14 protein-coding genes are annotated in these 15,646 nt (G+C 69.9%); 4 read left to right on the top strand and 10 right to left on the bottom strand.

Annotation, left to right across the window (positions count from 1 at the left end; translation table 11 throughout):
* Positions 1–35: 35 nt before the first annotated feature.
* From DN771_RS08320 to DN771_RS08305, 4 genes are all read right to left on the bottom strand, one after another.
* Positions 36–488 (bottom strand): nuclear transport factor 2 family protein, encoded by a 453-nt coding sequence (locus DN771_RS08320; RefSeq protein ID WP_162941708.1) that lies wholly within the window; start codon positions 486–488, stop codon positions 36–38.
* On the bottom strand, positions 485–1,603 hold the full coding sequence (locus DN771_RS08315) for a sugar ABC transporter substrate-binding protein (protein ID WP_116996899.1): 1,119 nt from the start codon (positions 1,601–1,603) through the stop codon (positions 485–487). The genes DN771_RS08320 and DN771_RS08315 overlap by 4 nt, the downstream gene beginning before the upstream one ends.
* 86 nt (positions 1,604–1,689) lie before the next feature.
* On the bottom strand, positions 1,690–2,793 hold the full coding sequence (locus DN771_RS08310) for an ABC transporter permease (protein WP_116996898.1): 1,104 nt from the start codon (positions 2,791–2,793) through the stop codon (positions 1,690–1,692).
* The gene (locus DN771_RS08305; protein ID WP_116996897.1) at positions 2,790–4,367 is read right to left on the bottom strand and encodes a sugar ABC transporter ATP-binding protein; all 1,578 of its coding nucleotides are present in this window, start codon (positions 4,365–4,367) and stop codon (positions 2,790–2,792) included. Before DN771_RS08305 ends, DN771_RS08310 begins: the two co-directional genes overlap by 4 nt.
* A gap of 195 nt (positions 4,368–4,562) precedes the next feature.
* Here DN771_RS08305 and DN771_RS08300 point away from each other — a divergent pair, with 195 nt between their 5' ends.
* Positions 4,563–5,360 (top strand): FadR/GntR family transcriptional regulator, encoded by a 798-nt coding sequence (locus DN771_RS08300; RefSeq protein ID WP_162941707.1) that lies wholly within the window; start codon positions 4,563–4,565, stop codon positions 5,358–5,360.
* A gap of 28 nt (positions 5,361–5,388) precedes the next feature.
* On the opposite strand, the gene DN771_RS08295 is transcribed toward DN771_RS08300, so the two are convergent.
* The 5 genes from DN771_RS08295 to DN771_RS08275 all read right to left on the bottom strand — a co-directional run bounded on the left by DN771_RS08295 (position 5,389) and on the right by DN771_RS08275 (position 10,419).
* Positions 5,389–5,586 (bottom strand): ferredoxin, encoded by a 198-nt coding sequence (locus tag DN771_RS08295; protein ID WP_116996895.1) that lies wholly within the window; start codon positions 5,584–5,586, stop codon positions 5,389–5,391.
* The gene (locus DN771_RS08290) at positions 5,583–6,836 is read right to left on the bottom strand and encodes a cytochrome P450 (protein WP_116996894.1); all 1,254 of its coding nucleotides are present in this window, start codon (positions 6,834–6,836) and stop codon (positions 5,583–5,585) included. The genes DN771_RS08295 and DN771_RS08290 overlap by 4 nt, the downstream gene beginning before the upstream one ends.
* A 108-nt stretch (positions 6,837–6,944) precedes the next feature.
* On the bottom strand, positions 6,945–8,465 hold the full coding sequence (locus tag DN771_RS08285) for an aldehyde dehydrogenase family protein (protein ID WP_116996893.1): 1,521 nt from the start codon (positions 8,463–8,465) through the stop codon (positions 6,945–6,947).
* 67 nt (positions 8,466–8,532) lie between these two features.
* Positions 8,533–9,366, bottom strand: a complete 834-nt coding sequence (locus DN771_RS08280) for an enoyl-CoA hydratase (protein ID WP_116996892.1) — start codon at positions 9,364–9,366, stop codon at positions 8,533–8,535.
* Between the two features lie 81 nt (positions 9,367–9,447).
* On the bottom strand, positions 9,448–10,419 hold the full coding sequence (locus DN771_RS08275) for an enoyl-CoA hydratase/isomerase family protein (protein WP_162941706.1): 972 nt from the start codon (positions 10,417–10,419) through the stop codon (positions 9,448–9,450).
* Positions 10,420–10,459: 40 nt separating this feature from the next.
* Here DN771_RS08275 and DN771_RS08270 point away from each other — a divergent pair, with 40 nt between their 5' ends.
* Positions 10,460–11,725: a CoA transferase gene (locus tag DN771_RS08270; RefSeq protein WP_162941705.1), complete on the top strand. Its 1,266-nt coding sequence runs from the start codon at positions 10,460–10,462 to the stop codon at positions 11,723–11,725.
* Positions 11,722–13,128, top strand: coding sequence for an amidohydrolase family protein (locus DN771_RS08265; RefSeq protein WP_116996889.1), 1,407 nt, complete (start codon positions 11,722–11,724; stop codon positions 13,126–13,128). The genes DN771_RS08270 and DN771_RS08265 overlap by 4 nt, the downstream gene beginning before the upstream one ends.
* Positions 13,129–13,215: 87 nt before the next feature.
* Here DN771_RS08265 and DN771_RS08260 read toward each other — a convergent pair whose 3' ends face one another.
* The gene (locus tag DN771_RS08260) at positions 13,216–14,121 is read right to left on the bottom strand and encodes a hypothetical protein (RefSeq protein WP_116996888.1); all 906 of its coding nucleotides are present in this window, start codon (positions 14,119–14,121) and stop codon (positions 13,216–13,218) included.
* 178 nt (positions 14,122–14,299) lie between these two features.
* Here DN771_RS08260 and DN771_RS08255 point away from each other — a divergent pair, with 178 nt between their 5' ends.
* Positions 14,300–15,637 carry an acyl-CoA dehydrogenase family protein gene (locus DN771_RS08255; protein WP_116996887.1) on the top strand — a complete coding sequence of 446 codons (1,338 nt, stop codon included), beginning with the start codon at positions 14,300–14,302 and terminating at the stop codon, positions 15,635–15,637.
* Positions 15,638–15,646 lie beyond the last annotated feature (9 nt).

Genomic DNA, 15,646 nt, shown 5'->3' with positions numbered 1-15,646 from the left:
GACCGGCCGTGTCCTCCCGACTCCCGACGTCGTCGTCAGGATGGTGGCTCGACGGTCGACGAGTCGACCCAGCCCACCTCCATGTACTTGTCGGCGATCTTCCACACGCCGTCCACCTTGCGAACCGTGTCGTGATACCGGGCGACGATCTTCACGCACGTGTTCGGCGCGTCGGCCTTCGTCTGATGCGACGTGTGATAGGTCAGCGTCTTGGCCTCGGTGTCACTCACGAAGTCGACGTGGTACACGTTCAGGTAGTGGTGCTGCCACGTCACGTCGGCGGTCTTCGAGTCGATCCACGCGAGCAGGTTGTCGGCTCCGTCCACCACCTCGTCGCCGTAGCGCCCGTGGATGTCCTCGCAGAACAACGACCGCAACGTGACGTAGTCCTTCGTGTCGATCGTCGACGCGTACCGCAGCAGGAGGTCGACGATGGCCTGTCGCTCGAGGAGCTGGGCGATCGCCGTGTCGGTGTCCGTCGGGCTCACTCGACTCCCCACAGGGCCTTCCACTGGTCCTCGTAGCCTTCGACGCCGGCGTAGTCCTCGGCGGGCGAGGGGACGTTGTCCGGGGTGTAGATCGGTCGCATCGGAACCGCCTCGGAGACCGACACGTCCATCCCGAGGTCGTAGCGAGCCATCCCGTCCACCATCTGCCACGCGGCCGACACGCGCGGCAGCGTCATCCAGGCATCGGTGGTTCCGTCGATCAACGACTGGATCTGGTCGACGTTGGGCACACCGCCAAGGATCCGGGCATCGGTGTCGATGCCGGCGGCCTCGATCGACTCGGGCAGGCCGAGGGCCATATCGCCGATGGCGAGGTAGATGTCCGTCGTCTCCGGGTGGGTCTGGAGGTACGACACGATCTGACCAGACAGCGCACCCGAGGCCATGTCCGAGATCGTGCCCTCCAGCGTCTCGTACTCACAGGCGCCACAGTTCTCGTCGAGGTGGGTGGTGAGGACTTCTTCGGCATAGGCGAGGATCGTGAAGTCGGGGACGTTGACGATGAGGATGTCGGCCTCGCCCCCCGACTCGGCGATCATGAAGTCGCCGAGGCGCTCGGCGTTGTCGGCCGTGAGGTCGAGCCCGCCGACCACGCCGACGATCCCCGTCTCGGGATCGGACACGTTCTCGCCGAACATCGCGAAGACCGGGATCTCGGCTGCCTTCGCCGCGGCCAGCGCCTGCTCGATGGCTGACACCGGTTGTCCGGAGATGGCGATGTAGTCGGCACCGGCGTCCACGGCCTGCTGCATGGCCGCATTGGGTCCTTGCGGATCGGCCGGGTCGTACGTGATGGTGGTGAGGTCCCAGCCGAGGGCTGCCGTCGCAGCCTCGAACCCGCCGGTGATCGGCAGGATCGACTGGATGTTGCCCTCCAGCCAGTACACCTTGCGCCCGGGCTCGGGCACCGCGTCGAGCGGCTCGGTGACGGGGATCTCGGTCACCGGCTCGAGGTACGGCGCCACCCGCTCGGCGGCGGCCTCGGCGTCGGCCGCCGGATCACCGGACGGTTCGGAACCAGCCGAGGCAGTTCCGGCTGCGGCGAAGCCGGCGGCGAGGAGGCCCGCCGCGGCCATGGACACGTATCGCTTCATGGATCTCTCCCTTGGTGCCGGTGGATCGCCGGCGGTTTGTCTGTCCCGGAAGGTTCCGGGCGTGGTGGTACCCACGCCGTGACGGGTCACGGCGTGGGCTGGGGGGACCGTTCGGCCGCGTCGGCCGACGTGATCGTGGCGGCCGGTCCGGCGTCGGGCCCGGTGGCGGTCGGTTCCGGCTCGGCGCGCTGGGCCGGGCGCAGCCTGGGAATCGCCTTGCGGCTCGCCAGCGACACGGCGACGAGCAGGGCGAGACCGTTGAAGACCGGAGTGATCCAGTAGACGCCGCTCTCGAACGCGAGCTGCAGGCCCTTCACGCCGAAGGCCAGCGTGTACACGGCGATGAGGGTGCCCCACACGTTGGCGCGGTTCTTGAACTGCGTCGAGCCGAAGAACACGGCTGCGAAGGCGGGGAACAGCAGGGGCGGGCCGAACGTGTTGGAGAACGATCCGACCTTGGCGCCGTACACGACCCCGGCGAAGCCGGCGACCGTGGCCGACGCGACGAGCGATCCCCACACGATGCGGTCGGTGCGCACACCGGCCAGGCGGGCCGCTTCGGGGTTGGCACCGGTGGCCTGGAGATGCCGCCCGAGCGGGGTGCACTCGATGACATACCAGATGACGAGCGCCAACGCGACGAGGTAGAAGACGACGATCGGGATCCCGAACGGCTGGCGCCGCCCGAAGCTGAGATACCCGCTCGAGAAGACCCCGACGATCTGGCGGTTGCTGGAGATGTAGAGCGTGGCGGCGGTGAGCACCTGGCTCATGCCGAGCGTGGCGATGAACGAGTTGACGCGCAGCTTGACCACGATCAGGCCGGACACGAAGCCGACGGCCGCGCACGCCAGGAGGGACAGCAGGACGGCGATGATCGGGTTGACGCCGGTCTCGGCCTGGAACCAGCTGACGATGACGAGGCCGAAGGCGAGCATCGCCCCCACGGACAGGTCGAACGTGCCGGCGATGAGCGGCACGAGGACGGCGAGTCCGAGGATGCCGATCACGACCTGGTCCCCGAGGACCAGCTTGAACGTGGAGTGCGTGAGGAACGTCTCGGGGATCCACAGGCTGAAGATGACGAAGATCAGCGCGAACAGGTAGAGGACGCTCGCCTTGCCGAGGCCGGGAAGCGACGGCAGCCGGCGCCTCGACGGCGCCTCGACGGCGGTGACGACGGTGGTCATTGGAGGGCTCCTTGTCGGGCGGCGGGCCGTTGCAGGGTCGAGTCGGGAAGGAGCTGGATCTCTTCGATCCGCTCGGCGGTCACGTCGGTCCCCTGGAGCTCGGCGACGACCGCGCCGCGGTGCAGCACGAGGACCCGTGAGCACAGCCGCTCGAGCTCGGCGCTGTCGGACGAGCACACGATCGTCGCCGTGCCGCGATCGGTGGCCAGGTCGACGATGCGGTAGATGTCGGCCTTCGAGCCCACGTCGACGCCCTGGGTCGGTTCGTCGAGCACGAGGACCTTGGGGGAGCACCGGAACCAGCGGGCCATCACGACCTTTTGCTGATTGCCTCCCGATAGTTCGCCGACCACGATGTCGCTGCGCGCCGGCTTGATGTCGAGCTCCTCGATCCAGACCTTGGCGTGGGCCTGCTCGTCGCCACTCTGGAGCCGGCCCCGCGACCAGAACGGGGAGAGGTCGGAGATCGTCAGGTTGTTCCGCACCGATTCCATGCGGAACAGCGCGTCGTTGCCGCGGTCCGCCGGCACGTAGCAGAGCCCGGCGTCGATCGCCTTGTGCGGAGCCATCGGCGCAACGATGGTGTCGTTCACGGTCAGCTCGCCAACCCGCGGTAGGCGCCCGCCGAGCAGCGAGGCGAGCTCGTCGCGCCCTGAACCGGTCAGTCCGGCGACCCCGAGCACCTCGCCTGGCGCGACGTCGAGGTCGATGGGGAGCAGGTCGGCGCCGCCCACTCCGCGGGCGACGAGCACCGGCTTGGCACCCGCCGGACCGCTGGTGACGCGCGTGTTGGCCGCCGCATCGGCGACGAGCTCGCGACCGAGCATGAGGTTGGCGAGCCGTTCGTGGCTGACGCCGTCGGTCGCGGTGGTGGTCACCTTGCGGCCGTCGCGCAGGACGGTGACGACGTCGGCGATGCCGAGCACCTCGTCGAGGTAGTGCGAGATGAACAGGATCGCGGTACCCCGCTCGGCGATGCGGCGCAGGGCGCGGAACAGCCGCTGGACCTCGGGACCCGGCAAAGCGGCCGTCGCCTCGTCGAGGACGAGAAGGGGGAATGTGGCCGCCTCGTCGGCGCCGTCGAGCGCCCGGGCGACGGCGACGGCGGTGCGCTCGGACTCGGCGAGATCGGCCACCACCGCTGCGGGGTCGATGTCGTAGCCGAGCTCCCTCAGCGCCGCTCCGGCAGCGATGCGGTCGTCGCGCCGCCTCAGCGGGGTCAGCCGCCGCTGCGCCTGCATCATCTTGAAGTTGTCCGACACCGTCATCGATTCGACGAGGCCGAGGTCCTGGTGGACGAACCGCAGCCCAGCGGCGAGGGCGGCTGGAGCCGAGCCCAGCTCGAACTCGACCCCGTCGACCGTCGCCGTCGCGCCGGCGTCGGGTGCGTGGTACCCGGCGACGACCTTGACGACCGTCGACTTGCCGGACCCGTTCTGGCCCACGAGGGCGTGGATCTCACCGGCCGCGACGGTCAGGTCGACGTCGTCGAGCGCCCGCTGCCCGGGGAATGTCTTGCTCAACCCGATGATCTGCAAGGCGGGAGCCCGTTTGACCGCCGCATTGTCGTTCATGGATGACGGACCCCCGTACGTCAGTGGCAGTTCACTTGATGGAGATCGGGGCGATCTCACCACTCCTCGGTCTGTCTCGCGGGGCGAAACCCGATCGGAGCCTTCTGCCTCGGCCAGAGTGTATTCATCATGATAAAGAGATGTCAACCGGATCATCATGATGAACTAAGGTCGCTATCGGTAGGGAGGAGCACCGTGTCCAGAGCGCAGCATCCGGAGGTCGGGACCGACGCTCAGGGGAGCGAGGCGAGGCGGGTCAACGCGCCGGGCCTTCCGCGCACGGTGTGGAAGACGAGCGAGGTGGTCGCCTTCGCGATCGTCAAGAGCATCGTCGGCAGCGGCCTCCGGAGCGGTGATCGCCTGCCTCTCGAGGGGGAGATGCTCGAGCACTACCAGGTGAGCCGCGAGTCGCTGCGCGAGGCGCTCCGTCTGCTCGAGGCCCAGGGGATCGTGACCATCCGGCGCGGCCCGCAGGGCGGGCCGATGGTGGGCGAGGCGCAGTCGGCCAACCTCGCCAGGACCATGACGCTGTACTTCCAGCTCGCCGGAGCGACCTACGACGAGCTGCTCGACGCGTGGCACACGCTCGAGCCCGTCGCCGCCGAACTGGCGGCTCGCCACCCCGATCGCGCCGCGGTCATCTCGGCGCTCGACACCCACACCCACGAGTTCCACGACGGCGGCGAGCGGGCCGCCTACACCGCCCACTCGAACACGCTGCACTTCGACGTCAACGACCTGGCCGGCAACCGCGTGCTCGGCCTGATCCTCGGCGCCGTCGGCGACATCATCCGAACCCATGTTCTTCTCCAGATCGACCCGTTCCAGATCCGCGGCCTGATCGACGACGACCATGAGGCGATCGCCGAAGCGATCATCGACGGCGACGGTCCCGCCGCACGGGATGCGATGGCTGCGCACATCGCCCATCTCCTCCCCATCTACCGTGACCATTGGGAGGGCGACCTCGACGGCCCCATCGAGTGGAAGTGAGCGGGCGGGCAGCCGCCCGCCAGGCACGTCAGTCCTGCACGGTGATGGCGCCCTCCGGGCAGCTGAGCGCGGCCTCGCGGGCCTCGCCCTCCAGGCCGGACGGGACGTCGAGCGGGGCGCCTCGTTCGGTCACGAATCCCTCGTCGTCGTAGGTGAGCAGCGTCGGCGCGAGCGTGTAACAGCGCCCGTGGCCGGTGCAGACATCGGCGTCGATGAACAGCTTCATGGTTCGTCCCCCTCGGCGGGTGTCCAGTGGAGTGGAAGGGAGATCAGCGTCAGCTGACCGCCGCGCTCTCTGAGCTCGGCCCCCTCGTCGATCTCGTAGTGCGGGATGGCGGCGTGCCACGCCTCGACGGCGACGATCATCTCGCGCCGGGCGAGGTGGGCGCCGAGGCAGCGGTGTGGGCCGCCGGCGAAGCCGAAGTGGTGGTTCCCCTTGCGGTCGAGCCGGAACTCGTCGGGCGACTCGTAGTGGCGCGGATCCCGGTTGGCGGCGGCGACGAGGCCCATCACCATGTCGCCGGCGCGCACCGGGCACCCGTGGAACTCGGCGTCCTTGGTCGCCTTCCGGGCGTCGGCGATCGTGATCGAGTGGAGGCGGAGCGACTCCTCCACGCACGCAGGGATCAGCGAGGGATCGTCGACGATCTGCTGGCGCACGTCGGGCCGCTCGGCGAGGAACTGGAAGAGGTAGCCGAGCTGGCCGCGTGTCGTGTCGAGTCCGGCGAGGACGAGCACGGTGCACATGTCGAGCAGCACGGTGTCCGAGAGCGGCTCGCCATCGACCTCGGACTCGAGCAGGTGCTGGATGAGGTCGGTCTCGGGGTCGGCAGGCGTCTCGCGCCGTTGGGCGAGGAGATCGACGAAGTAGCCGCGTATCCCCTCGAGGGCCGCCACCATGCCGCCGACCTTGTCCTCGGCTCCGTTGAGGCCGAGGAAGAAGTCCTCCACCCACGGGACGAGCAGGTCGGCATCGGCCGGGGGCAGCCCGATGACGGTCAGGAAGACCTCGGTCGGGAAGCGGATGGCGAAGTCGGCGACGAAGTCACACCGGCCCGACGGTGCGATCTGCGAGATCAGCCGTTCGGCGATCTCTCGCGCCGGTCCCTCGGCCCGGCCGACAGCTCCCGGCGAGAACTTCGGATTGAGCAGCTGGCGGTACTTGATGTGCTCGGGCGGGTCGATCTGCGTCGGCACGAACCGATACGGAGGGTTGGGCTCCCACGCGGTGAACGACTCGCTGGAGAAGAGGTCGGTCCGCTGGTAGAGGTCCTTGACCGCGTCGTGGCGGGTGACGACCCAGTACCCCTGCGCGTGGTCGTTGAAGAAGGCGGGGGTCTCCTCGCGCAGCTCGCCTGTCGCGGCCCAGTAGTGCCCGGCGGCCACGTCGTCGAAGACCGTGAAGTGCTTGACGGGGCACGTGCCGACATCCCGCCGGCCGCCGCCTGGCTCGTCGTCGAGTCGTTCATCGAGCATGTGGAGCCCCCTCCGCTGTGTCGTCCCCAGCCGTATCCCGGCCGCAAGCGACGCTAGTTCCTCATGAGGAACTGCGCAAGCCGGCCGTCGTGGTGGAGACCGGTGACGTCACGGCTCGGCGCCGATGCGAGTCCAGACGCTCTTGGTCTGTAGGAAGTCGTCAAGGGACTCGGCGCCGAGGTTGCGGCCGTGTCCGGACTGCTTCACTCCGCCGTAGGGGACCGACGGATAGACGGCCTGGTAGGTGTTGACCCACACCGTGCCGGCCTTCAGACGACGAGGCACGCGATGGGCCCGGGACACGTCCTGCGTCCACACCCCGGCCGCCAGCCCGAACTCCGAGTCGTTGGCGACGCGGACCGCGTCGTCCTCGGAGTCGAACGGGATCACCGACATGACAGGGCCGAAGATCTCCTCGCGGGCGATCCGCATCGAGTTGTCGACCCCGGCGAAGATGGTCGGCTCGTGGAAGTAGCCGGCGTCGCCGATGCGCGACCCGCCGAGGACGAGCTCGGCTCCTTCGTCGCGGCCGATCGTCACGTAGCCGGCGACGCGATCGAGCTGATCCGCCGAGATCAGTGGGCCGATCTGGGCCGTCGGGTCGAACGCGTTGCCGATGGTCAGGCCCTTGGAACGATCGATGATCCGCTCCAGCAAGCGGTCGTGGACGGAGCGCTGGACGAGGACGCGCGACCCGGCCGTGCACACCTGCCCCGAGTTGCCCCAGACAGCGGCAGCGGTGGCGTCGGCTGCTGCGTCCAGGTCGGCATCTTCGAACACGATGTGGGCACTCTTGCCGCCGAGCTCGAGCGAGACGCGCTTCACCCTCGCCGCGGCCGCGGCTTGGATCCGTCGACCGGTGTCGACCGAGCCGGTGAACGCGATCGTGTCGACGTCGGGGTGGGCGACGAGGCCGGCGCCGGCGACATCGCCCGTCCCCTGCAGGACGTTGAAGACCCCCGGTGGAATGCCCGCTTCGAGCGCCAGCTCGGCGAGGCGGACGGCGGTGATCGGCGTCTGCTCGGCGGGCTTGAGGATCACGCTGTTGCCGGCCGCGAGAGCGGCGGCGACGGCCACGACGACGGCGCTGGGGCCGTTCCACGGCATGATCAGCCCGACCACACCGACCGGTTCGCGGGTCGCTCGCACCACGATGTCGCCCGGGGTTGCCGGGATCGAACCCTGGAGCTTCGTCGGCCAGCCGCTGTAGTAGTCGACGCCGTCGACGGCGAACTTGGCGATGAATCCGGAGTAGACCCTCAGGATGCCGCCGTCGATGACGTCGAGCTCGGCGAGCTCCTCGGCATGGACGGCGATGAGGCGCGAGAGCTCACGGAGGCGGCGTTCCTTGTCGAGCGGGTCGAGGAACTGCCATCGGCCGTCCTCGAACGCCTGGCGGGCCGATGCGATCGCTGCCTCGACCTCGGAAGGGCCGGCGACGGCCATCGACGCGACGGCCCGACCGGTCGACGGGTCGTACACAGGGAGCGTGCCCGACGATCCTGGTCCGACGACGACGCCGTCGATCACGTGACCGATGGTCATCGTGCGCAAGCGGTGTGCCGTCGCCTCGGAGATCGGATAGGCGGAAAGGTCGACGGTGGTGTGGCGGTCGTCCGTCTGGGTCATGTTGAGCTCCTCGAGTCGGTCGTCCGGCGCGCGCCGGTTGCCTCGATGAGGTTATCATCATGAGGAATTACTGGCGGTCGCCTGGATCAACCGGGACGCCGAAGCGGATCCGGTTGTGCGCGTGGGCCAGGTGCTGCAGCGAGAAGGCCGCCCTCAGTGCATTCCACTGACCTTGGGCCTCGAGTGTCTGGTTGACGCTCTCCTTGGCGAGCTTGAGGGCGAATCCCGGCCGGGTCGCGATGCGTGCGGCGAGGTCCAGCGTGAACCGGTGGAGCTCGGCTCGCGGCACCACATGGTTCACCATGCCGAGTCGCAGTGCGTCGTCGGCACCGATGAAGTCGCCGGTGAAGAGGAGCTCCTTGGCGCGACGGGCGCCGAACTCCCACGGATGGGCGAAGTACTCGACACCGTTGACGCCCATGGCGACCACGGGATCGGAGAACTGGGCGTCGTCGGCCGCGATGATGATGTCGGCGATCCACAGGAGCATCAGGCCACCGGCGATCGTCTTGCCCTGGGCGGCGGCGATCACGGGCTTCGGTATGTTCCGCCACCGCCAGCACATCTGGAAGTACACCTCCTCCTCCCACGCCATGTGCCCCTCTTGGCCCTCGCGGGAGAACCCACCGCTGGTCGAGACGAGATCGAACTCTCGCTGCGACTCCTGGTCCCGGAGGTCGTGGCCACTGGAGAAGTGGGGCCCGTCGGCCTGCAGCACGATCACCTTGACGTCGGTGCGTCGTGACGCGTCGTCGAAGCAGGCGTTCAGCTCGTAGGTCATCCGCTTGTTCTGCGCATTGCGGGACTCGGGGCGATCGAGCGTCACGACGGCAACCCCGGTGTCGCCCGGATCGTGCAGTTCGTAGCGAAGGGTCTGCAGATCGTCGAGGCTCACAGGCATGCGTCGATGATGGCCTGACCGCCCGGTCGCGGCCGAGTTCAGGCGCCACCATCCGCTCCGGACGCGTCGCGGATCGGCGACTCAGGTGAGCTCGTCCACGAGTCCCCAGTCGAGCGCGGTCTCGGCGTCGATCTCGCGACCCGTGAGGGCGAGCGCGGCGGTGCGTTGACGGCCGCAGCGGCGGGTGAGGCTGACCGTGCCTCCGGCGCCGGGGATGAGTCCGAGCGCGATCTCCGGCAGGGCGATGCGTGTCGCCCGGTGGGCGACCACTCGTCGGGCGAACGCGGCCATCTCGATGCCGCCGCCGAACGCCGCGCCGTGCAGGTACGCCGTGACGTTGCCGAGGCGGGCGATCTGGCGGGCCGGGCTACGGGCCAGGCGGACGAGGTGTGCCTCGACCGGATCGCTGCGGCTGCCGAACTCGGCGAGGTCCCCACCACTGCAGAACGAGGGGCCGCGACCATCGAGCCGCACCGTCTCGATGGTCGGATCGGCGATCGCGACGGCCAGCGCGGCCGACAGCTCGTCTCGCAGGTGGGCGTCGATCGCGTTGTGGCGCTCTGGGCGGTTCAGCGTGATGGCGAGCTCGGTGCCCGAGCGGTCGGTGAGCACGACTGGCGCACTCGACGGGCCGAGGGTGGTCGTCGTTGCGGCGCGCCACGCGGCGAACTCCGGACCGCCCTGCAGGAGCGAGTAGGCCGTCGACTCGAGCGCCAGCCCGGTGTCGAGATCGCACTGTTCGACCGCCCGGAGGAGGACGGCCAACGTCACCGCGGCGAGTGGGTGGGTCGTCACGCTCCGGACGAGCTGGTCGACGTCCGACTCGCCGACGACCACGTCCGCCTCAGCGGGGCCGACTCCTCCGAGACGGTCGCCGATCCATGCGACCACCACGGGCAGGCTCCCCGGCGGGGGAAGAGTCGAGGTTCCGGGACCGGCCGGCCGGACGACGACGAGCGAGACTGCATCGGTGCCGGCGAGGACTTCATCGACGAAGGGCGATCGGATGAACTGCCGGTAGCCGGTCGGGTCGAGCTCGTGGTGGGCGATCACAGAATCGTACGGGGTTGCCTCGGCGAGCAATGATGGCGGCGTGCCGAGGTGGTTGGATCCTCCATGGCGCGCCGGCCCGGAGCGACGCGACGTCGACACCACCGACCTCTGGGCGGCGTCAGGAGCGCAGTGGCTGACCGATCCGGCCGTCGGTGTTCCGGTACGGCTGGTGCGGACCACTCTGGACCTCGTGGAGTACCTCGACCGGCGTGGTGCGGCGCTGGCCGACGAGTACCCGGCCCGCGGTGTGGGAATCCTGGCATCCCGGGCCGATGCTCTGCAGATCGGTCCGGCGGCCGGGCTGACGAGCTGTGGCGGGGCGACGAGATTCGTCCGCTCGCGGGATGGCTGGCTGGCGGTCTCGCTCGCCCGGGAGGAGGATCGCGCCAGCGTGCCGGCCTGGCTCGCAAGCCCGGTCGAGGATCCTGCGAACCCCTGGGCCGACGTCGCCGCGGCAGCCGAGCATCGCGACGCCGGCGAGCTGGTCGAACGCGCAGCCCTGCTCGGCATTCCGTGTTCACGCGTCGGGGAGGTGGCGGGTCGCCGGGGGGTGCTGCTCCATCCGGCCGGATCGGCGACGGCCCGGCCGCTCGCCGGGATGACGGTGGTGAACCTCGGGTCGCTCTGGGCCGCGCCGCTCGCTGGTGATCTCCTCGCCCGGCTCGGCGCCCGCGTCGTCAAGGTTGAGAGCACGACCCGCCCGGACGGCGCTCGGGCGACGGCAGGCTTCTACGACCTGCTCAACCGACGCTCCCAATCGGTGGCGCTGCCCCTCGCGGCATCCGCCGGTCGCGCTCGCCTCGCCGCACTGCTCGCTCGCGCCGACGTCGTCATCGAGGGGTCCCGGCCCCGCGCGCTGCGCCAGATGGGAATCGACGCGCCGGCTCTGCTGGCGGCGGGACCGAGGATCTGGGTGTCGATCACGTCACACGGTCGCGCCGAGCCTGCGGCCCTGCGTGTCGGATTCGGCGACGACACCGCCGCCGCCGGCGGGCTCGTCGGCTGGACGTCTGCCCGCGCCGATCGGGAGCCGCGGTTCGTCGGTGACGCCGTCGCCGATCCCCTGACCGGGCTGACGACGGCGGCGACCGTCGCCCACCTCGCAGCCACCGGCGGTCGCTGGCTCGTCGACGTCGCCCTTGCCAGGGTCGCGGCAGAGGCTCGTGAGCCTGCCGGCCGCCCGTGGCCCGCCGCCAGGAGTGATCCGGCACGCCCGCCGACGCTCGTTGCCGGGTCCCATGGGAACGCCGGATGTCTCGGTCGTGACACCGCTGCCGTCCTCGAGTCGATGGGGATCGACACATGACCGCGACGTTCGCCATCGTCGACGCGTTGGTGGAGGGCCGCGTGTCCCACGTCCTCTGGCGGGACGGCACGGTGGTCCATGTCGGCGCCGGACACGGGCGCCAGCGCGTCGCCGCCCTCGCGGCCGACGCCGTCGTCGATGCTGCGGGTGGAGAGCTCATTCCCGGGCTCCACGATCACCACGTCCACCTCGCGGCGCTGGCGGCCGCGCGCGCGTCCGTGCCCGTCGGCCCTCCCGACGTGATCGACCGGCACGGCTTCACCGAGGCCCTGCGTCAAGCGGCGGCCGGTCGCCCGGGCTGGATCCGCGGGTTCGGCTACCACGAATCGGTTGCCGGCCACCTCGATGCGGACCTGCTCGACCGTCTGGCCGGAGGGGATGTCCCGATCCGTGTGCAGCACCGAAGCGGCCAGATGTGGGTGCTCAACACGGCCGCGATGGCGACAACCGGAGTCGGCGCCCTCGAACACGCCGGCGTCGAACGCGACGCCGGCGGACGGCCCACCGGGCGGCTCTTCGGGCTCGACGCCTGGTTGCGCGATCGTGTTGCCCGAACGCCGATCGACATCGCCGCCGTGGGGCGCGAGCTCGCGGGGTATGGCGTGACCGGGGTCACCGACATGACGCCGTCTGCCGCCGGCGACGATCTCACCGCCCTGGCGCCGGCGGCCGATCCCGGCTTCCCCGTGCGAGTGACGATCACCGGCGGTCCGGACCTCCCCGACGATGTCCTGCCAGCCGTGCCGCGCGGCCCGGTGAAGATCCTTCCCACCGAGCACCAGGCGCCCGACCTCGATGATCTCGCGGCCCGCATCGTTGCCGGTCACGCGCGCGGCCGCCCGGTCGCGATCCACTGTGTGACCCGCGTCGGCCTCGTCGTCGCACTCGCCGCGTGGAGAGTCGCGGGGGTGCACCCCGGTGATCGCATCGAGCACGGCGCGGTGATCCCGCCTGAACTGTTCGGTGACATCCGCGACGCCGGACTGCTCGTGGTGACGCAGCCGAACCTTGTGGCCGAGCGTGGCGACGAGTACCTGACCGACGTGGAGCCCGCGGACCTGCCCGACCTGTGGCGCCTGCGCTCGCTGCTCGACGCCGGCATCGCCGTTGCCGGAGGCACCGATCCGCCGTTCGGTCACCCCGACCCGTGGCGGGCCATCGCCGCCGCGTCCGCTCGCCGGACGAGACGGGGGAACCTCCTCGGTCCCGGCGAACGGGTGACTGCTCGCCGCGCCCTGGACCTCTTCCTCGGTACGGCCGACCATCCGACGCGGCTCCGGCGCATCGCGTCGGGGGAACGCACCGACCTCTGCCTCCTCGACGCGCCGCTCGACGACATGCTCGAGAATCCCTCGTCGGCGGCGGTGCGCCGGACATTCGGGGCCGATCTCGTTCGTGCCTGACGTCGCGGTCTGCGGACGGCTCGACCGCAGCCTCGGGGATCGACGAGATCGAACTGCTGCGCCGGCCCGACTCGCCGCTGACGGCTGCTACTGAGCCTTCGGGTAGCCCGCGAACGAGTCCTTGAAGACGCCGGAATGGAGCAACACCTCGGCGACGGGATCGCCTCCGGTCGCCCGTGCGATCGAGGTCCGCGTCCAGTACGACTCGGTGCGGCGGCTCTGGCCGAGGCCGACCACCTCGCGGCTCAGCGCATAGGGCTCGCCGACGAACAGCGGCGTGCCGAGCAGCCGGACCTCGAGGTCGAGGAACAGGCCGAGGACGGGTCCGCGGACCGGCCAGCCGAATCCTGACTTCGACGCCAGGACGCTGATCATCTCGAACGGCAGGATCGCCCGTCCCCACGGGTTGTCGGCGGCCCCGTCCGAGTACCACGGTGACGCCTCGGTGATGCGGGCGAGCTTGTCGTCCAGCGAGAACGGATAGCCCGACCCGTTCGGCGTGGACCGGTCGACCGAGACGATCTCGGTGTCGCTGCGCATGCCGACGTGCAGGCGGTCGACGATGTGGAGATCGCCGGGATCACCGAACGCCGCCAGCCGTTCGGTGAGCGCGCTCGGGGGATGGTCGGGACCGACCGATGCGGTGCCCGTGAGCACGGGCGTGCCGTCGGTCTTGTGAGCTTCGACCGTCGCCGAGTCGACCCCGGTGGTCGTGAGCGACGCCTGGACCTGCTCGCCCTCCACCACCATCGTGCGGAAGTGGCAGCTGATGCAGCCGTGCTCGAACCACCGTCGTCCCCACAGGCGGAACGCCAGGGGGTCGAACTGGCTGAAATGGGTGGGCGCCTCGATCGGAGCGCCCGTGAGTCCCAGCGACGCCGCCGTGTCCCCGTCGTGGATGCTGCTGTGGCCGTCGACCTCCTGTTCTTCCAGCATCTGCGCCGGTGAGCGCCACGGTCCGGTCAGCGTGATCTCGGTGGTTGCGAACGTCACGGGCGCGACCCTATGGGGCGCCGGCCGTCGCCGACGCAGCGGACATGACGTCGAAGTCACTTTTTCGCCGCCGGACTCGGCATCGGAGCGAGCGGTCCGCCAGACTTGCGGAGCGCCGCGGGCTGGCTGTCCGTCGCCTCATGATCTGAACCCGCGCCGTCGTCCAAGGAGGACCCTGATGACCGCCCTGCCGTCCACGCCCGAGATGTACGACCTCCGGATGTCCGAGGGCGTCCGACCGCTCTACGACAAGGTGAAGGCCTTCATCGCCGACGTCATCGAGCCGGCGACGAACGAGTTCCACCGCCTCGGGGTGGGTCGCGCCGAGCACTGGGGATATGGCGAGGGGCAGCTCGAGCTGCTCGACTCGCTGAAGGCCAAGGCGAAGGAGGCCGGCCTCTGGAACTTCTTCCTCCCCGACGCCGAGACGGGCGAGGGCTTGTCCAACCTCGACTACGCGTACATCGCCGTCGAGCTGGGCAAGAACCCGATCGCCTCCGAGGTGATGAACTGCGCCGCCCCCGACACCGGCAACATGGAGGTGCTCGAGCGCGTCGGCACGCCGGAACAGAAGGACAAGTGGCTCAAGCCGCTGCTCAACGGCGAGATCCGCTCGGCCTACGCGATGACCGAGCCCGACGTCCCGTCGTCGGACGCCAAGGCGATCGCCTGCCGCGCGGTCCGCGACGGCGACGAATGGGTGATCACCGGTGAGAAGTACTACATCTCCGGCGCCGGCGACCCCCGCTGCAAGATCATGATCGCCATGGTCCTCACCGACCCCGACGCCGCGCCCTACCAGCGCCAGTCGCAGATCCTCGTGCCGATGGACGCTCCCGGCGTGGAGATCATCGCGCCGATGCACGTGTTCGGCGAGGACGATGCTCCCCACGGACACATGCACCTGCGGTTCAACGACGTGCGCGTGCCCTACTCCAACGTCCTGTTGGGCGAGGGTCGCGGCTTCGAGATCAGCCAGGTGCGCCTCGGCCCCGGCCGCATCCACCACTGCATGCGTTCGATCGGCGCCGCCGAGCGGGCGCTCGGTCTGATGGCCCAGCGCGGCCTGTCACGTGAGGCGTTCGGCAAGCCGATCGCCCACCTCGGCAAGAACGTCGAGACGATCGCCAAGGCCCGCATCGAGATCGAGTCGATGCGCCGCATGGTGCTCACCGCCGCCAAGGCGATGGACACGCTCGGCAACGCCGAGGCCCGGGTGTGGGTGTCGGCCGTCAAGGCGATGGTGCCCATTCGCGTCTGCCAGATCATCGACGAGGCGATCCAGATCCACGGCGCCACCGGCGTGTCGGAGTGGACACCGCTCGCCCGCCTCTACGCCTCCCAGCGCACGCTGCGCCTCGCCGACGGCCCCGACGAGGTGCACTGGCACGTCGTCGGCCGGTCCGAGCTCACCAGCTGGGAAGAGCCCGCCAAGGGCTACGACCCGAAGTCGGCGTACTACGCGGCCATCGCCGCCGGCGGCAACGCAGAGAACGGCATCTTCGCCGGTCCCTGACCCGGGCTC

It is taken from the genome of Desertimonas flava, assembly GCF_003426815.1.
GTDB lineage: Bacteria > Actinomycetota > Acidimicrobiia > Acidimicrobiales > Ilumatobacteraceae > Desertimonas > Desertimonas flava.
This window is presented reverse-complemented; position numbering and strand designations above follow the sequence as displayed.